At 36.9% G+C, this 19,046-nt stretch carries 15 protein-coding genes, 3 pseudogenes and 1 riboswitch; of the genes and pseudogenes, 3 read left to right on the top strand and 15 right to left on the bottom strand.

The genetic code is table 11. From position 1 onward, the window contains the following. Positions 1–43: 43 nt before the first annotated feature. The 4 genes and pseudogenes from H3Z85_10175 to H3Z85_10160 form a co-directional block, all read right to left on the bottom strand. Positions 44–1,054: a homocysteine S-methyltransferase family protein gene (locus H3Z85_10175; protein QPQ53646.1), complete on the bottom strand. Its 1,011-nt coding sequence runs from the start codon at positions 1,052–1,054 to the stop codon at positions 44–46. A gap of 92 nt (positions 1,055–1,146) precedes the next feature. Continuing rightward, the gene (locus tag H3Z85_10170; GenBank protein QPQ53645.1) at positions 1,147–2,307 is read right to left on the bottom strand and encodes an O-succinylhomoserine sulfhydrylase; all 1,161 of its coding nucleotides are present in this window, start codon (positions 2,305–2,307) and stop codon (positions 1,147–1,149) included. Between the two features lie 68 nt (positions 2,308–2,375). Then, complete coding sequence (locus tag H3Z85_10165) at positions 2,376–3,914, bottom strand: homoserine dehydrogenase (protein ID QPQ53644.1); 1,539 nt, start codon at positions 3,912–3,914, stop codon at positions 2,376–2,378. A 4-nt stretch (positions 3,915–3,918) separates the two neighbouring features. Next, a pseudogene (locus H3Z85_10160) lies at positions 3,919–4,867 on the bottom strand (alpha/beta fold hydrolase). A 49-nt stretch (positions 4,868–4,916) separates the two neighbouring features. Continuing rightward, positions 4,917–5,024, bottom strand: a riboswitch (SAM riboswitch). 187 nt (positions 5,025–5,211) lie between these two features. Here H3Z85_10160 and H3Z85_10155 point away from each other — a divergent pair. Next, on the top strand, positions 5,212–7,830 hold the full coding sequence (locus tag H3Z85_10155) for a glucosidase (GenBank protein QPQ53643.1): 2,619 nt from the start codon (positions 5,212–5,214) through the stop codon (positions 7,828–7,830). A gap of 74 nt (positions 7,831–7,904) precedes the next feature. Here the strand turns inward: H3Z85_10155 and H3Z85_10150 are convergent, their stop codons facing one another. The 8 genes and pseudogenes from H3Z85_10150 to H3Z85_10115 all read right to left on the bottom strand — a co-directional run bounded on the left by H3Z85_10150 (position 7,905) and on the right by H3Z85_10115 (position 15,134). After that, entirely contained in the window at positions 7,905–8,324 is a 420-nt protein-coding gene (locus H3Z85_10150) for an OsmC family protein (protein QPQ53642.1), read from the bottom strand. A 24-nt stretch (positions 8,325–8,348) separates the two neighbouring features. After that, positions 8,349–9,671 (bottom strand): DUF58 domain-containing protein, encoded by a 1,323-nt coding sequence (locus H3Z85_10145; protein QPQ53641.1) that lies wholly within the window; start codon positions 9,669–9,671, stop codon positions 8,349–8,351. 67 nt (positions 9,672–9,738) lie between these two features. Further along, a pseudogene (locus tag H3Z85_10140) lies at positions 9,739–10,089 on the bottom strand (four helix bundle protein). A gap of 64 nt (positions 10,090–10,153) precedes the next feature. Then, positions 10,154–11,185 (bottom strand): MoxR family ATPase, encoded by a 1,032-nt coding sequence (locus H3Z85_10135; protein QPQ53640.1) that lies wholly within the window; start codon positions 11,183–11,185, stop codon positions 10,154–10,156. A 68-nt stretch (positions 11,186–11,253) separates the two neighbouring features. Then, complete coding sequence (locus H3Z85_10130) at positions 11,254–12,411, bottom strand: hypothetical protein (protein ID QPQ53639.1); 1,158 nt, start codon at positions 12,409–12,411, stop codon at positions 11,254–11,256. Positions 12,412–12,422: 11 nt separating this feature from the next. After that, positions 12,423–13,186 (bottom strand): annotated as a pseudogene (locus tag H3Z85_10125) (DUF4129 domain-containing protein). Between the two features lie 18 nt (positions 13,187–13,204). Then, the gene (locus H3Z85_10120; protein QPQ53638.1) at positions 13,205–14,167 is read right to left on the bottom strand and encodes a DUF4013 domain-containing protein; all 963 of its coding nucleotides are present in this window, start codon (positions 14,165–14,167) and stop codon (positions 13,205–13,207) included. Beyond that, positions 14,151–15,134, bottom strand: coding sequence for a stage II sporulation protein M (locus tag H3Z85_10115; GenBank protein QPQ53637.1), 984 nt, complete (start codon positions 15,132–15,134; stop codon positions 14,151–14,153). The genes H3Z85_10120 and H3Z85_10115 overlap by 17 nt, the downstream gene beginning before the upstream one ends. Positions 15,135–15,162: 28 nt before the next feature. Here H3Z85_10115 and H3Z85_10110 point away from each other — a divergent pair, with 28 nt between their 5' ends. Beyond that, on the top strand, positions 15,163–15,912 hold the full coding sequence (locus tag H3Z85_10110; GenBank protein ID QPQ53636.1) for an RDD family protein: 750 nt from the start codon (positions 15,163–15,165) through the stop codon (positions 15,910–15,912). Positions 15,913–16,004: 92 nt separating this feature from the next. Beyond that, the gene (locus H3Z85_10105; GenBank protein ID QPQ53635.1) at positions 16,005–16,295 is read left to right on the top strand and encodes an N-acetyltransferase; all 291 of its coding nucleotides are present in this window, start codon (positions 16,005–16,007) and stop codon (positions 16,293–16,295) included. Here the strand turns inward: H3Z85_10105 and H3Z85_10100 are convergent. The 3 genes from H3Z85_10100 to H3Z85_10090 all read right to left on the bottom strand — a co-directional run bounded on the left by H3Z85_10100 (position 16,284) and on the right by H3Z85_10090 (position 18,963). After that, positions 16,284–17,255, bottom strand: coding sequence for a glycosyl transferase (locus H3Z85_10100; protein QPQ53634.1), 972 nt, complete (start codon positions 17,253–17,255; stop codon positions 16,284–16,286). The genes H3Z85_10105 and H3Z85_10100 overlap by 12 nt on opposite strands. Then, positions 17,256–18,080 carry a UDP-2,3-diacylglucosamine diphosphatase gene (locus tag H3Z85_10095; protein ID QPQ53633.1) on the bottom strand — a complete coding sequence of 275 codons (825 nt, stop codon included), beginning with the start codon at positions 18,078–18,080 and terminating at the stop codon, positions 17,256–17,258. 142 nt (positions 18,081–18,222) lie between these two features. Continuing rightward, entirely contained in the window at positions 18,223–18,963 is a 741-nt protein-coding gene (locus H3Z85_10090; protein QPQ53632.1) for a YebC/PmpR family DNA-binding transcriptional regulator, read from the bottom strand. Positions 18,964–19,046: the final 83 nt, after the last annotated feature.

Below are 19,046 nucleotides of genomic sequence, written 5' to 3'. Positions count from 1 at the left end.
AGCCAGCCCACATTCTTGATTTTAATTAAAAAAATCTATCAAATCATACAAATTCCTTCAATTTTCTTGGTTGATACTTTTCTACCAGATCAGCAATGGCTTTGATATGTTCCGGTGTTGTTCCGCAACATCCTCCGATAATATTGATCAATCCTTTTTCTACATATTCCTTGATCTGTCTGGCCATATCTTCAGGAGTCTCGTCATATTTCCCGAAAGCATTAGGCAAACCTGCATTCGGATATGCTGAAACGTAGAACTCTGAATTATGAGCCAATGTTTCAAGATACGGGGTTAGCTGATCTGCTCCCAATGCACAATTGAATCCAACACTCAGCAAATTCAGATGGGAAACTGAGATCAGGAATGCTTCAGCCGTTTGGCCACTCAATGTTCTTCCTGATGCATCGGTAATTGTTCCTGAGACCATGATCGGAATTTTAATTCCTCTTTCGTCCTGCAGTTCATCAATGGCAAATAAAGCTGCTTTGGCATTTAATGTATCAAAGATGGTTTCTACTAAAAGAATATCGGAACCACCATCCAGCAAAGCTTCACACTGCTGTTTGTAGGCTACCCTTAACTCTTCGAAAGTAATGGCTCTGTAACCGGGATCATTCACATCCGGACTTAAGCTTGCCGTTCTATTGGTAGGACCGATGGACCCCGCGACGAATCTTGGTTTATCAGGATTTTTGGCAGTATACTCATCACAGGCTTTTCTGGCAATCTTTGCTGATTCGTAGTTCAGTTCATAGACCAATTCTTCCATGTGATAATCAGCCATGGCTATGGTAGTTCCTGAGAAAGTATTGGTTTCAATAATATCAGCTCCTGCTTCCAGATATTTTTTATGAACTTCTTCTATCGCTTGAGGCTGGGTAAGGGAAAGCAAATCATTATTTCCTTTTACCGGATGTTCCCAGTCTTTAAATCGCTCTCCACGGTAATCTTCTTCTTCAAACTTATAACGTTGAAGCATGGTTCCCATCGCGCCGTCCAGGACTAGGATGCGTTCTTTGAGGGCTTTGTTTAGTGATTCTATATTTGTCATCTCTTTTATAGTTGTTGAGTGAGACTGATAGTTGGTTGATAGGACTTCGTTCTCTATCTTGGGTTAAATCGCCCCTTTGGCACTCTTTGTGATTAATCTAAGGCTTGTTTTAAGTCTGCAATAATGTCGTCTACATTTTCCAGACCTACTGAACAACGTACTAAACCTGCGGTAATTCCTACTTCGTTTCTTTCTTCATCCGACAGTTTTGAATGGGTCGTTGATGCAGGATGGGTGACGATCGTTCTCGTATCACCTAAGTTGGCAGAAAGCGAGCACATTTGTATCTTATCTAAAAAGCTTCTTCCGCCTTCGATACCTCCTTTAATTTCAAAAGCAACAATATTTCCTCCCAGCTTCATCTGTCTTTTAGCGATTTCATAGCTTGGATGGGATTTGAGGAATGGATATTTTACAAGTTCCACATTAGGATGGTTTTCTAAAAACTCTGCTACCTTCAGTGCATTTTCACAATGTTTTTCAACGCGGATGGCTAAAGTTTCCAGACTTTTTGATAGTACCCAGGCATTGAAAGGAGATAATGCAGGCCCTGTATTTCTTGCGAAAAGATAGATTTCCCTGATCAGGTCTTCCCTTCCTACTGCAATTCCTCCCAGTACTCTTCCCTGTCCGTCAATCAGCTTCGTTGCAGAATGTACAACAACATCTGCACCATATTTGATCGGCTGCTGCAGATAAGGCGTTGCAAAACAGTTGTCTACAATGAAAATCAGGTTATGTTTTTTGGCAATCTGTCCGAAAAACTCAAGGTCCAGGATTTCAATCGCAGGATTGGTAGGAGTTTCAAGGTAGAGAATCTTTGTATTGGGTTTGATGTATTCTTCTACGTTTTCAGCATCTTCAGCTTTGAAGTAGGTGGTTTCAATATTCCATTTCGGGAAATATTTTGTAAACAAAGTATGGGTAGAACCAAAAACTGACTGACAGCTTACGATATGATCCCCCGCACTTAATAATGCTGCAAATGTTGAGTAGATGGCAGCCATTCCCGTTGCAAATGCATATCCTGCTTCTGCTCCTTCCATTTTTGCGATCTTCTCTGTAAATTCAGTTATATTTGGGTTTGAGAATCGGCTGTACAGGTTTTTAGGCTTTTCTTCCGCAAAGCTTGCTCTCATATCTTCAGCATCCTGAAAAATAAAACTGGACGTAAGGTATAAAGGTGTGGAGTGCTCATCAAACTGAGATCTTTCAGTCTGTGTTCTTATTGCTGATGTTTCGAAATTTTCCATATAGTTTTAATTTGATAGAATTGCATTCTATCTTTGGTTAAATCATCCCTTCGGGATTGTTTCTACAATTATTTTGTTTCACTTACTCTTAAAATGTCACCGAATACTCCTCTTGCAGTTACCTGAGCTCCGGCCCCGGCTCCCATGATGACAATCGGATTTTCGCCGTAGCTTTCTGTATAGATTTCAAAGATCGAGTCTGAACCTTTCAACTGACCTAATGCGGAAGTAGCAGGAACAGAGATCAGTTTTACATCCAATTCCCCTTTGTCTTTTTGTAAATCGCCATGTAAATCTCCGACGTATCTCAACACATGACCCGGTTCCTGGCTTTCTTTGATTTTTTGGTATTCTTCGTCTAATTCGTCAAGTCTGGAAAGGAATTCTGATTTTGAAACAGATGATAAACTTTCCGGTACCAGATTCTGAATGTTGATATCATCAAATTCATTGATCAGATCCAGTTCCCTTGCCAGAATCAATAATTTTCTTGCTACGTCATTTCCTGAAAGGTCTTCTCTCGGATCCGGTTCTGTATATCCTTTTTCTAGGGCTTCATTGATGATGGTTGAGAATTTGTCGTCTCTTAAAGAAAAATTGTTGAATACATAGCTCAATGTTCCGGAGAATACCCCTTTGATTCTTGTGATATTTTCTCCTGAAAGGTGTAATAATTTGATAGTGTCAATTAAAGGCAACCCTGCTCCTACATTGGTTTCGTATAAATAACGTCTGTTATTTTTACTCAACGTATATCTTAGTTTACGATATTCTTCAATAGGCAGCGTATTGAAAATCTTGTTGGATGACACTAAGTCGAATCCGTTTTCAGCCAATGCATGATAATTCTTCACAAAGTCTTTGCTGGCAGTGTTGTCTACAACGATCAGGTTTTCTAATTGATTTTCGTTTGAAAAGTTAATCAGTTCCTGAACATTTGACGGATGTTCTGCAGTCAACACCTCATCACCCCAATTGGCATCAAATCCTTTTTTGTTGAAAGCTATTTTCTTTGAATTGGCTACAGCAACTACTCTAAGATCTATTTTCTTGCGTCTTTTAATTTCTTCTGACGACTCAAGCACCTGCTGTATTAATGTTTTTCCGACATTTCCATGACCGATGATTGCCAGATGAACGGTCTTTGGTTTTTTAAAAATTTCGGATTCAATGATATTTTTTGTTTTTTCATCCTGAGATGAAGTCACGACGATATTTACTCTGTTTTCTCCGGCTACCTGATTTAACAATAATGGAAAAACGTTGTTTCTTGCCAGTTCGGCAAATACTTTATTGAAATCTTCTGCAACAAATCCGATAACAGAAACATTATTGATACTATATATCTGGGATACTTTTCCTGATTTTCTTTCCGGTTCAAATTCATCAATAAGACAAGCTACTGCTTTTTCGGCATCATTTTCGTGAACCAAAATAGAGATTCCGTTTTCTATAGCTTGCTGGGAGATCACTCCTACACTGATACGCGCTAGAGTAAGCGCTTTAAAAATTCTTCCGTCAATTCCGATTTCTCCTAAAAAATCTTCTCCTTCAAATTTGACGATTGATCTGTTCTTCAAAAATTTTATTTCGTTAGCATTTTTCATTACTTTATAAAATGTTTTTTATGATATTATTTAATTGTTGGTATTCCATTAGGAAGGCGTCATGCCCGTGTATAGATTGGATCTCGTGATAGGAAACAGTATTCTTTTTTTTTCTGCAGGCTTTCAAAACACATTCGGATTTCAGAAGCAGGAAAGAATAAATCTGTATCAACGGAGATCATGTGCATTCGTGCCTGTATGCTCTCCAGAGCAGATTCTTCCGTGTTAATATTCATCAGCAGATGATTCATCAGTTTATAGGCTTTTAAACTAAATCTATCGTTTAAAGCATTTCCATGATAAACCAGCCAGTCTTCTGATTCCAGGCGTTGTTTTTCCGGGTTGTATGTATTTTGAAATCTGTCATTGAGTGACTGCGGAGTTCTGTAGCACAGCATGGCATGAATTCTTGCTTTTTGTAATGGCTGATCTTCAGAATTCAATAGAAATTTCTGAACCAGACATTGTGCATGAAGCCAGTCATGAGTTCTGTGATCACAGGCTATCGGGATAAAAACTTCTGCCAGCGCAGGTTGCTTGGCCAGCATTTCCCAGGCAATTCCGCCTCCAAGTGAGCCTCCGATAATGGCGTATACGTTTTTGATATGTAAAGCTTCAAGCCCTTTCAGAAATAGATTTGCAATATCTGAGGGAGTGAAGTCTTCATAGTTGTCAATTAAAAAATGATCGTAACCGTTTCCGGGAATATTGAAACACAGAACTGTGTATTTTTCCGTATTGATCACCTGATTTTCCCCAATAAGTTGTTTCCACCATCCTTTTTCTCCTGAAACATCAGAGTTTCCGGTTAAGGCATGATTGACTACAATAATGGGTGCTGTAAACAGCTCTTTCCCGAACAGCTGATAGCTCAACGGGATATGGTATTCCTTTCCGGAATTGGTTTGATACGTAAGATTAATATAGTTTAGTTCTGTTTTCAATTCTATTATTTTAATACAATTGAAAATGCCACAGGAAATGGCTGAAAAGAACTTCAGTAAGTTATCTGTCCAAAATAATTTTGGTAGAACGTAGCACCTTCTTTGCTTGCACAAAGGGTTGCTAAGGTTTCATAGGGTCTAATCCCTCAACCTTTCTTGATAACATTTTCAATATTTGAATGAACGAATAGTGCAAAGGTAGTTCTTTTCTTTTAATTTCAAAAAAAATTAATTTAATATTTAAAAATCGGCTTAAATACTAGTGTTTCAAGAGTATATTAATAATTATTCAGATGAAAAAAATTGGAATTACTTTTCAAAAAAACTAACTTCGTATAGAAAAATGATGAGATATGACCGCCGAAAAAGAAAGATTACAAGATACCAAATGGAAAAACTGGGGACCTTATGTAAGCAACCGGCAATGGGGAAATGTACGTGAAGACTACAGTCCGAACGGAAATGCCTGGAACTATACCAATCATAATAACGCGGAAAGCTATGCTTACCGTTGGGGTGAGGAAGGTATTGCCGGGATTTCAGATGTAAAGCAGCTTTTCTGCTTTGCTTTTTCATTTTGGAACAAAAAAGATAAAATCGTAAAGGAACGCTTCTTTGGATTAAGCAATCCACAGGGAAACCATGGAGAAGATATCAAGGAAATTTTTTATTACCTCGATAATACCCCTACGCATAGCTATATGAAAATGGTATACAAATACCCTATCAATGCTTTTCCTTATGATGATCTGGTGAATGAAAACGGAAGACGCAGCAAACAGGAACCGGAATACGAGCTTTTCGATACCGGGATCTTTGATCAAGATGAGTATTTTGATATTTTCATTGAGTACTGCAAGGTTGACCATAATGATATTCTCGCCAGAGTAACGGTGTGCAACAGGAGTCAGCATGAAGCTCCTATTGTTGTGATCCCCACAGCCTGGTTCAGGAATAACTGGAAATGGGGCTACAATACCTATAAAGGGCAATTGAATGCCTCTCAAAACGGATGTATAGATATCGGGCATGACAGTATTTCCATCAAGAAAATCTATTCTAGGAATACGGATGTTCAAAGTGTGTTCTGTGATAACGAAACCAATACGACAAAGCTTTACGGAGTTCCGCACACTGAAAATAATTACTTCAAGGATGGAATTAACGATTTTATCATCCATCATGGAACTGATACCGTTAATCCTGAAAAGAGAGGAACAAAAGCGTCTTTTCTGATTGATGAAATGATTGGCGCCGGACAATCGAAAGTTTTTGAATTCAGATTGTGTCCGAATGAAACAGACGAACCGTTTGCACAGTTTGAGGAGATCTTCAATAGGAGAATTGCTGAAGCTGAAGAATTTTATCAGGAAATTCAGAACGACCCTATCAACGAAGATGAAAAAAATGTTCAAAGGCAGGCATTTGCAGGACTTCTGTGGAACAAGCAGTTTTATCATTATAATATCGGAAAATGGCTGAAAGGTGATCCGAATTTTGAAGCTCCAAGGAATTTCAATGAGTATGTACGAAATACGGAATGGAACCACCTTCACAATAAGGATATTATTTCGATGCCCGATAAATGGGAGTATCCATGGTATGCGACATGGGATCTTGCTTTCCACTGTGTGCCTCTTTCCATTATTGATGCAGAATTTGCTAAAGGACAGCTTCTGCTATTGACCAAAGAATGGTATATGCATCCTAACGGCCAGCTTCCCGCGTATGAATGGAATATGAGTGATGTAAACCCGCCTGTACATGCATGGTCGTGCTTCCGGGTTTTTAAAATTGATGAAAAAAATAATGGCAAACCCGATCTTTTGTTCCTTGAGAAAGTTTTCCAAAAACTTCTCCTGAATTTCACCTGGTGGGTGAACCGAAAGGATAAAAACGGTAAAAATATTTTCGGAGGAGGGTTCCTTGGTCTGGATAATATCGGAGCTTTTGACCGGAATATGGTTTTAAAAGACGGCCAGCATCTGGAACAGGCGGATGGAACAAGCTGGATGGCCATGTATGCCCTGAATATGATGCGAATCGCTATGGAACTGGCTCAATATTATCAGGTGTATGAAGATATGGCGATCAAATTTTTTGAACATTACCTTTATATTGCTGAAGCCATGGAGAATCTGGGTGAAGGGACAAAAGGTCTGTGGAATGAGGAAGACGGATTTTTCTATGATGTCTTACAGCTTGGAAACGGAGACAGTGTCTCCCTGAGATTACGAAGTATTGTAGGATTAATTCCGTTGTTTGCTGTAGAAATTGTGGACCACAGATTACTGGAAAAAATGCCGAATTTTCAGGCCCGAATGGAATGGATCTTAAAAAATAAACCTGAGCTTACGAAGCTGGTTTCTCACTGGGATGAGGAAGGACAAGGCAGAAAGCATCTGATGAGTATTCTTCGTAAAAACAGATTGACCAAAGTTTTATCAAGAATGCTTGATGAAAAAGAGTTTTTAAGTTCTTACGGAATCCGCGCCATGTCTAAGGTGTATGAAGAAAACCCATTTGTATTCTCTGTTCACGGCAAAGAAAATATGGTGTATTATACGCCTGCAGAAAGTGACAGCCGGATGTTTGGCGGAAACAGCAACTGGCGTGGCCCTATCTGGTTTCCTATCAACTTTCTTATTGTAGAAAGTTTACAACGTTTTCATTACTATTACGGAAACAGCCTCAAGGTAGAACTACCAACGGGAAGCGGTGATAAAAGGAATCTTGACGAAGTTGCCCAGAACATCAGTAAAAGGCTCTGTTCGATATTTTTAAAGGATGAGCATGGACAACGTGCCTTTAATGGAGGTAATCCTAAGTTCAATTATGATGAGCATTTTAAAGATTATATCACCTTCTTTGAATACTTCCACGGGGATAATGGCAGAGGTGTAGGAGCTTCCCATCAAACGGGATGGACTGCTACAGTCGCCAAATTGATAAAACCAAGACTGACCATATAAGATAATGAGCAATCAGTCATAAACAATAAAAGCCGGATCAATTTCCGGCTTCTTTTATTTTTTTAAATCAAAAATCAGATCTTTTCTCCGTTGACAAATACCTCATACCCGATCTCTACATTAGGTTCTAATGTTTTGGAGACAGAACAGTATTTTTCAAAGGATAACTGAGCCGCCTTCTGAGCTTTTTTAGGATCGATTTCTCCTTCTAAAAGGAATTTTACATTAATTGATCTAAAGGGTTTTGCATCATCTACAGGAATTCTTTCTCCTTCTACTTCTGCCTGGAAACCTGTAATTTCCTGACGTTGTTTTTTTAAGATAGAAACGACATCGATTCCGCTACAGCCTGCGACTGCCATTAAAACACTTTCCATTGGAGAGACACCCTTTGCTCCGGGTTGGGAAGTATTATCCAAAAGGATAGAATTTCCCTGGGAATTGGTGCATTCAAATAAAAAGTCCTCGTTTATTCTGTTAAGTGTAATTTTCATTTTTACTTATTTCTTACTACAAAATTATAAAATTCCTCTCGCTTTAATCTCTAAATATTTATTGATAACATCGATATTCAAATTTTCCGGAAGTGTATATACTGTATAAATTCCGTATTTTCGAAGTTCCTGAATGATCAGTTTCTTTTCAAATTCAAACTTTTCAGCAATGATCTCGTCATAGATTTCCTGCATATTTTCAGGGTTTTTATTGATGATCGTCTGCAGCTCTGAGTTTTTGAAGAAAACCACAACCAGCAAATGGTTTTTAGCGATCCCGCGAAGATATTTTAACTGACGGTTAAGCCCGTCCAATGTTTCAAAATTGGTAAAAAGAAGAATTAAGCTTCTTTGATTGATGGAGTATTTTACATCCTGATAGAGACGATTGAAGTCACTTTCAAAGAAATCTGTTTTGATATTGTAAAGTGCTTCAGAAATCTTTTTAAGCTGACCCGATTTATTATCAGCAGCAATTTTATTTTCTGCTTTTTTGGAGAAGGTCATCATCCCTGCACGATCTCCTTTTCGCAGAATAATATGGGATAACGCCATTGTTGCATTGATGGAATAGTCTAATAAACTCAATCCGTTGAAAGGCATTTTCATGGTTCTGCCTTTATCAATCAGCATAAAAATGCGTTGTGATTTTTCGTCCTGGAATTGATTAACCATTAAACGATTGGTTTTGGAAGTCGCTTTCCAGTTGATGGTCCTGATATCATCGCCAGGCACATAGTCTTTGATCTGCTCAAACTCCATGGTGTGACCCAATTTTCTGACTTTCTTAATTCCTCCCAGTAAAAATTCACTCTGAAGAGCCATCAGCTCATATTTTCTAAGATGAATGAAAGAAGGATAAGAAGGCAACATCGCATCTTTTTGAAAATTGAAGCGCTTGGAAACAAAGCCAAGTGGTGACGATGCATAAATATTTAAACTTCCGAAATGATATTCTCCTCTTTCTTTGGGCTCTAAGCTATATTGAAAATAGATGTTTGAGCCGCTGTCGATATTCTTTTCGATTAAAAAATCTCTTTTTTGAAACTGAAACGGGATTTCATCAATAATTTTAGTTGTAATCTTAAAGCTGTAATTATTTTTAATATCTATTTTCACAAAGTTTTCATCCCCGTTCGAAAGTTTTTCCGACAATATTCTTTGCGCCTGCAGTGCATTTTTTTGATTAAAAAGCAACAGATAATCAACCATGGCGGCCAGGAAGCACAGTAACAATACGATATGTGCTGCCCACATCAGAATCGGGAAAAAGAATGCCAGGACATACAGGATTCCCACTCCAATGAGTGTAAAGAAAAAACGTGTATTGATGTATAAGTTTTTCATTATTGAGGTTGCAGGTTGCAGATGAAAGGTTTTAGGTAAACGTCTATTGGCTTTTTCATCATGATTATTATTGTAAGGAGTTAATAATTCCGTTCAACATTTTAGCTATTTGTATAATTTTCCCGTTTAATTTTAAATACTCATTTTCATTTAAAAAATTAAGATTTTTTGAGATAATTAATTGTGTTTCTACTTCTGCACAACTGCCTCTTGATATTTTTAAAAATTGCAGATAATCAGGTTTACTTCTTCTTGAGTTTCCTTCAGAGATATGGGATGGTATAGAAACAGCAGCTCTCCTGCTTTATGATATCAATCCATATGTCTCATCTTTAGGAAAAGGTTCTGTAGCCCTGTAAATTTCAGTAACAACATCAATAGACTTCTGCCAGACTAAAAGGTCTTTAAAATTTGCCATTTATGATAATTTTGTAACTATTTAAACAGTCACTCACTATCAGCTGCCACCTATTATCTATCCCCTATCTCGGAATCTCTATTCCTTCTAAAATCTGGCGGATAATTTCATCTGCTGTCAGGCCTTCCATTTCTCTTTCCGGCGACACGATAACTCTGTGTCTTAAAACAGCATAACTGGCTTCTTTAATATCTTCCGGGGTTACAAAGTCTCTTCCTCTCAATGCAGCAAATGCTTTTGAAGCGGTAAGCAGTGCCAGCGATGCTCTTGGTGAAGCTCCCAGATATAAAAACTGATTTTCTCTGGTATTGATGATGATCTTTGCAATATATTCCATCAGCTGACCTTCCACAATCACTTCTTTCACCAGATGTTGATAGCTTTTCAGCTGCTCTGCAGTAATCACTTTACCGACTCCTTCTGTTTTATCTTCTTTTTTGCTTTCGTGCTGATTTTTGATGATGGCAATTTCCTGTTCAAGGTTAGGATAACCCACATTGATTTTAAATAAGAAACGGTCTAACTGAGCTTCCGGAAGTCTGTATGTTCCTTCGTGCTCTATGGGGTTCTGGGTCGCCACCACCAGAAACGGTTCTTCCATAATATACCGGGTTCCGTCCATAGTAATCTGACGCTCTTCCATTACTTCAAATAATGCCGCCTGGGTTTTGGCCGGGGATCGGTTGATCTCATCAATCAGGATAAAATTGGAGAAAATAGGTCCTTTTTTAAATTCAAATTCCGAATTTTTCATACTGAAGACAGATGTCCCGAGAATATCTGAAGGCATCAGATCCGGTGTAAACTGTATTCTGCTGAAACCTACGTCGACTGTTTTTGCCAGTAATTTTGCAGTAATGGTTTTTGCAACACCGGGCACCCCTTCGATCAAAACATGCCCGTTGGAAAGTAATGCAGCCAGAAGGTGCTCAATCATACTTTCCTGTCCGACGATTACTTTTCCTATCTCAGATTTTACTTTATCCAAACTGGCACGAAGCTCGATCATATCGATTCGTGACTGGAACTGCTCTTCCTGTTTATTAAGGTTGACAGAGCTTTCGTTTTCTATATTTGGGTGATCAGGGTTTTCCATAATTTTTATTTTTTGGTTGGACAGGACTTCTTGCTATCTTGTTTGAAATCGTCCCGTCAGGGCTCTTTTTATTTTAATATCTCGTCAAGGAGTTTATTGATTCTTGCCAGATCTTCTTTCATTACGTTTGCATAAGGGTCCTGTGCTTTCTTAATGAGGCTTATCGCTTCGTGAATAATTTCCATAGGTTTTCCTGTTTTAAGTTGTAACTTTTTGGCAAAGTCTGCATCCAGATCCTGTGTATCGATAAGGAAATCTATTCTTACTTTATTCAGAAAATACTGAGCTTTCTTTGCCATCATATCATGAAAATCGCCTTCCTGCAGATATAGATTTCCTATGCTTTTCACAAAATCTACGGAAGTATTTCTCAATGGCTCTAAAACAGGAACGATCCTCTGTTTTCTTTTCGCATTAAAGAAAATAAATAAGACCAATCCTCCCAGAAACACCCACCAGGCATATTTCAGGGCAGGATTCCCCAAAATAAACCTCATAAAGAACCGGGATTCCTTTGAATTGTTCTCAACAAACCAAAGTGTTTCTCTATCCTGAAGATAGGAGAAAACATCCTGAGCATATTTTGTATTTCCGGGTTTCAGCAAATAATAGTTTGTCAGAAAAAGGGGTTCACTATGAGCATAGATATAGCCTTTCCCGAATTTCACCTTGATGAAATTGGCCTGATCAGCATTTTTATTTTCTATTGTTTTACCCAGGACAACTACTCCGGGTCTGATAAATGAAAACCCTCTTCCGGATGGAAATTTATCTAATTTAACAAAATCATTCTGATACTTTTTCTCCGTAAGCTTCAATACATTTTCCTCTTCAAATGATATTTCGGAATCATAGTATCCGATTGTATCCGAAATCTGCTTAGGCATTCTGCTTACCATCAGCATCGCATCTGAACCTTTTGAAACCTCATCTAGAATTTTCTTCCACGATTCCCTATCTATATCATTTTCAATAACGATTATATTGTGGGGCTCTTTTTTATACTGTTGATAATATTCGTAAGGAGCCTGCTCCACTTTTTTCAACTTACCTTTAAAAAGATCCTGTGCTTCATTACTAAAAACAAAAAGTCCGAAAGGAGATTTCTCATTGCGATCAAAATTCCTTCGCCAATCTGTAGTTTCTTTCTTATTAACTTCAAGCAATGCCAAAATAATCATCACAATGATGAAAATAACAGCATATATTTTGAAAGTTTTGTTCATGGTAAATTAAGTTATGGTGTAAAGGTCTGAAATTGATTTTTAAATTTTTGATAATTCTGCTCTGTAATATCAAATTCTCCGTACCAGACATACTCGAAGATATGAGAAAGGTCGGAAAACTCTTTTTAAGGTGAGGAGCTTTTACTTCTCCAACGTAGTCTTTATTTGTTTTTTCAGGATTCCAGATGATCAGTTTTTTATCACTTAATTTTTTGAGAATAAATAAGAACTGATAACGTACCGCAGAACGGTAATCTTTCTCGTGCTCGAACTTCGCAATACTTTCAGGAAAGTTAATTTCATGAATATTTTCGTGAAGCTCTTCTACATTGAGATTTAATTTTCTGTTCTTTTTACCAAAAATAAAATTACCATCTTTCCCAAGAACATATCTGATAACAAAATACAATAAAAAGCCGACAAGAATAATGGCAAATAATCTAACCAATGTTGTTGTAAATTGTGCCGATTTGGTAAAAACGGTTTCTCCAAAAATCCCCCTGAAAATATTTTTTATTTTTCTTACTAATTTCGCCCAGAATGATTCTCTCGGTTTTGATTCTGAATAATCAAATTCATTTCCCTTATATCTGGACGGAACATTTTTCTTAAAGGTTTTGGGATATACTGTATTCTCCGAAACCGGATTTGCTTTTAAAACAGAATCTGCGGGAAGCATATTTTTATAATGTACCGTAGCATATAACGAATCTATCAAATGATCATCCACAGGACTATCATTCTGAGCCCGAATAAACCCCAGAAAAAAAGAAATACTATGGAAAAAAGTATTTTATTCATTGATACCAATCGTGTCTATTTCGGCAAGTTCTGCTTTCTGGTGAAGATCTGTTCTGCTGTCATAGTACATGATACCGGCATTCACATACATCAGGTTTGATAGGAAAAATGAGAGAATCATTGATATTCCGTAGAAAATGAACATAGCGATTCCCATAGCTCCGGTAAACGGATTTTCCTCAAAACTGGCGTCCGGTGTGGAAGTCAGTATTGAGCCGTAGAAAAATATCATCGGAACCAATGTAAAAATGGTCGTTGCAATGTAGATAATGATAAACATGACAAATGAAGATGCCCAATATTTCCAGAACGGAGACTTTTCACTTCCATTGGTGTAAGAAAACTGAGAGCGGATAGAATAGCTTAAGCTTTCTAAAAAGCCTCTTGAGGAATTAAAATAGTCGTACATCAAAAATGTTGTACAGTTAAATATCGTAGGATATAAAAGCAATATCAGAAAAAATCCGATAATGATCAGTACAAGGAGGTAGGAAAATCCAACCACGAACAAAACCAATGGTGCCACAATAAAAATCATTCCGAGGCACAGTTTGCCTATTCTTCCCGAGTTTTTTTTGAAGTCATCCAGAATTTCATCTGTCTTTACTTTTTCGGCTCCGTGAGCAATTCGTTTCAGATAAAAAACGGGGTATAAATAGTTAATGATTGCAATAAGCATTAACAATATAAACATCAATACCGACACTACCACAAGCATGCCTGTGTTCTCAGAAAAGTACTTTTCGAAGTAATAGGTTTCCCCACTCATATTAGGCCCTAAGAGCTGTCCGAAAATCTCCCTGAATCCGAAAATAACTACCACAGCGGCTAAAATCAGAAGCAGCCCGTTAATAAGAATATAATTTTTAAAGTAATTCTTTCCGTATAATTTGAAGAAGTTGAAACTATCACTGATGAAAGTTCCAAAATCTCTTTTTTTATAAAATTGTATCATTGACGTGTTTATTAGTTTTTTTATTAACAATAGCAGGATATATAAAATAATAAAACCCTATGATCACAAGTGAAGTGATGATAATCGCAAAATTCAGTACCAAAGGCATTTTCAAAGCATGCCTGGTGATATACCCCTCAATAATTCCTGCACAGACCGTAAAGGGGACCGTACTCAAAAATATTTTAAATGAATCCTGAAAACCTTTTTTAAAAGAATTAAATCTTGAAAATGTTCTCGGGAAAAGAATTGATGCTCCCAGAATCAATCCGCACATGGCTTCCACCACCATCGCAAAAATTTCAAAAACCCCATGAAGCCATATTCCCCTTGCACTGTCTTTCAAAGCTCCGTAATCATAGAAAAAATATTGGAAAGATCCCAACATGACACTATTGGACAGAAGAGCAAATAAAGTTCCTACTCCACCGGCAATTCCGTAGATATACAATTTGGCTCCCACCTGGATATTATTGAAAATAATTCCGATCGTACTTCCCCAGGTAGTTCCGCTCTGGTAAATTCCTACTGCATTATTACTTTTAATGTTTTCTATCGTTTGATTCACATAATCTTCACCCAGAATAACTTTGGCAAAATCTTTATCATAAATACCTGATAATACCCCTATGGAAGTAAATAAAATAAAAAAGAGGAAAGCATACATCAGATACCGTCGATACTGATAAACCAGTAAGGGAACCTCAGTTTTAAAAAAGTAAATAAGCCTGTTCTCTTCCACTCTTTTTGTCTTATAGATCTTCTGAAAAATCTGAGAAGATAAGTGATTGAGATAAACGGTTGTATTACTTTTAGGATAATAAGTCTGTGCAAAAGAAAGATCATTGATCAGGTTGATGTACAACGAAGACAGGTCATCAGGATTTTTTTTAATTTTCCCATCAATAACCTGTTCTATTCCCAACCATTTTTCTTTATTTTGTTTAATGAAATAAACCTCTCTCATAATTGTAAAAGCTAAAATAATAAAAAATATGGCTCAAATTGCGATAAATACCTCACAAAATGTAAATATTAGCTTTAATATTGCCGGCGTAGGAGAAAGAATGCTTGCATTCATCATTGATCTTCTCATCAGGGTTGCTTACGTGATTATCATACTTTATGTTTTTTTCAATATTTTCGATTTAGGATATTTGCTGAATGGTCTTGATCAATGGTCTGTCATGGCTATATATATCATTCTTACCTTTCCCGTATATATTTATCCGGTAGTTCTTGAAAGCTTAATGGAAGGACAGACTCCGGGGAAAAAACTCATGAAAATAAGGGTGGTGAAGATTGACGGATATCAGGCGAGCTTTGGGGACTATATGATCCGATGGGTATTCAGAATTGTAGATGTTTCATTTGCCGGTATCGTTGGACTGATCTCAATGATCGTGTCTAAAAACAATCAGCGTCTGGGAGATATTGCCTCAGGGACGGCTGTTATTTCATTAAAGAACAATATCAATATTTCCCATACTATTTTAGAGCATATTAAGGAAGATTATATCCCTTCATTTCCTCAGGTTATTGCTTTAAGTGATAATGATATGAGGATCATTAAAGATAATTATACAAAGGCTTTGAAAGTAGACGACCGTCAGATCATCAGCAGACTTTCTGATAAAATAAAAGGAATTCTAAAACTTGAAATAGATCCAACAAAAATGACGGAAAGGCAGTTTATCAATGTTATTATCAAAGATTACAATTATTATACGGGAAAAGATAATTAGGCGCAAAATATTGATAATCTAAATCATTTACTTATGGCCTACAATTAAAGGTCGGTTCAATTTTTGTATCTTTAGAATCAAAGTCCACACTCATGAAATTTGAAAACAATAAATCCGGAAACGGCGGAGTACTTACATTAAATAACGAAATTAAAGAAGTAGGAAGACTTACCTATACCATTTTCCCTGAAGATCACAAACTGATCATTTCATTTGTTCTTGTGCATCCTGAATTTGAAGGGAGGGGAATGGGAAAATTTTTAGTTGAAGAAGCCATCAGATTTGCAAGGGAGAATAGCTGGAAGGTGTATCCTCACTGTTCATATGCAAGATCTGTAATGATGAGGATGAATGATGTGGATGATATTTTTCTAAAGAATTAGCACTTCGTTCAAAAGAATATCTTCAATATCATTGGGATAATCTACTTTTAAATGTTGGTCAGAAGCTACCCATTCCATAATTTCCTGTAGTTTTAAAACTTTAGAATTAGGAATTCCCATTTTATCCAGGGCACAGGCATTACACTCCTGCTCATATTGGTTGTGGATAGGAATTACGAACAGTTTTTTATCCATAAAAAGTGCTTCTGCAGGTGTTTCAAAACCTGCATTGCATAGAATACCTTCGCATCCTTCGAAATATTTCAGATATTGGATTTCGTCAATAGGAAAAACTTCAACGTTTTTTACTTTTACACGAACTGTGCTGTATTTTGAAAATACTTTCCACTGTACGGGAATCTTTCTTAAAACTTTGATGATGTTTTCATCTGCAAAACTCGGAAGATATACCAGATAATATCCCTGTTTTTGCGGATTGAGATCTCTGATTTTTTTTCTGATCACCGGTTTTTTAATTTGGGGATGATAATTTTCAAAGTGAAATCCGATTTTCCGTTCACTGGGAACGTAATATTTCAAAATCATTTCACCCAGGAAATCTTTTTTATCAGGTTTAGGAGTTTCAGGAAAGCTCATTGATGCCTGATGGCTTAGTTCAATCATCGGCAGCCCTTTCATCTTCGAAGCCCAGCCTGTTAACGGTTCATAATCATTGATGATTAAATCATATCCGGAAAGCTCAAGATTCCTTATAGTTTTTAACGCATCGAAAAATTTATTCTCAGTAAACGTTTTACGGTAGGATAAACCTCCTGTTTTATTATAAAGTAAAGAAATACCTTTATATTGAAAATTAATACCAAAATCAGCCTTTAATTGCGATTGATGACCACTGATCAGTGTATCGACGGATGCATATTTTTTTAGAATGGGAATTATTTCCTGGGCTCTGGCCATATGTCCGTTTCCGGTACCCTGAAATGCGTATAAAATTTTCATTTAGGTAAAATTGGTTACGATTTTTAAAAGATCAGAATTATCCATTTCCTGAATGTCTTCTGCTCCATCATCTGTGAGCAAGTGTTTATACTCGTCATAATAAAAGATCCTCCATTGTTTATCATTATATTCCAGAGCGGATAGATTCTCAATCCAGTCACCGGAATTAAGATAGGTACAGGAACCTTTCTTAGTGACCACTTCGCGCATTTGCGGCTGATGAATGTGCCCGCAGATCACATAATCATAGTGATTGTCAATAGCAAGTTCAGAAGCTGTCAGCTCAAAATCACCGATGTACTTTACTGCTTTTTTTACATTATTTTTGATTTTTTTTGAAAACGAATACTTTTCCTTACCCATCTTCTCCAAAAACCAGTTGACAACATTATTGATTATGATTAAAAGATCGTATCCCTTTCCTCCCAGTTTGGCAATCCATTTAGAATGTTGAACAGACGCATCGAAAACGTCGCCATGAAAGATCCATGTTTTTTTATCGTCAATGGTAAGACAAATTTTGTTACAAACCTTAAGTTTTCCAAGCTCAAAATCTGTAAACTTACGGAACATCTCATCATGATTGCCAGTGATGTAATAAACCTCCGTATCTTTAGTAGCAAATGAAAGAATCTTTCTGATTATTTTCAAATGAGGTTTAGGGAAGTAAGACTTTTTGAACTGCCAGATATCAATAATATCGCCATTCAAAACCAGTGTTTTGGGTTGGATAGAATTGAGGTACCTCAACAATTCTTTAGCCTTACATCCATAAGTTCCCAAATGAACATCCGATATGACAACTAATTCAACGTTTCTTTTCATCCGTATATTTTTCAGCTTTTTTGGTTTGCCGAATGAAACGCCCGACAATTTCAATAGTTTAGAAATTTAGGAAAGGTATTTCATAGTTTTATACAAAGAAACTAATTGAAAGTTAACTGTATATGAATGCTATATTATTTTTTTAAAGAGAATTCATCAACTCTTCAGTGATTTCCATATTGTGGTAAACGTTTTGTACATCATCGTCATCTTCAAAACGTTCAAGCATTTTCATATTGGCTTTGAACTGGTCTTCAGTAACCTCTTTCGTATTATTAGGAATTCTTTGCAGTTCTGCGCTTTTTGCTTCAATTCCAAGTTCATCCAATTTATGGGATAAAGATCCGAAATCTTCAAAAGCAGTTGTAATCATTACTTCCTCTTCATCTTTTTCCACATCTTCTGCTCCTCCATCAATCATTTCCATTTCAAAATCATCCCAATCCATTTTGATTTGCGCCAAATCGATGGTGAAAATACCTTTTCTGTCAAAGATAAAGGCAAGCTCACCGTTTTTTCCAAGGTTTCCGTCAAATTTATTAAAGACAGCTCTTACATTAGCTACAGTTCTGGTTGTATTATTTGTAGTGCATTCTACAAAGAAAGCCACACCTCCCTGTCCGTATCCTTCGTAAGTAACTTCTTCATAGTTTTCGGCATCGGCACCGCTTGCTTTTTTAATTGCTCTTTCAACGTTGTCCTTTGGCATGTTGGCCCCTTTGGCATTCTGGATACATCTTCTTAGTGCCGGATTGGATTCCGGATCTGCGCCTCCTGCTTTTACTGCCAGTGCAATATCTTTACCTATTTTAGAGAATGTTTTGGCCATCTTGTCCCATCTGGCCATTTTAGAAGCTTTTCTATATTCAAATGCTCTTCCCATTTTAATTTTTAATTTTCAACAAAATTAACTAAAAGTCAACAAAAAAAAAATACCTCCAAAAAAATTGGAGGTATTCATTATTT

This window comes from Chryseobacterium indologenes, from assembly GCA_016025055.1.
Taxonomy (GTDB): Bacteria; Bacteroidota; Bacteroidia; order Flavobacteriales; family Weeksellaceae; genus Chryseobacterium; species Chryseobacterium indologenes.
Note: the sequence above shows the minus strand (reverse complement) of the source record. Positions and strands in the feature narration are given on the sequence as shown.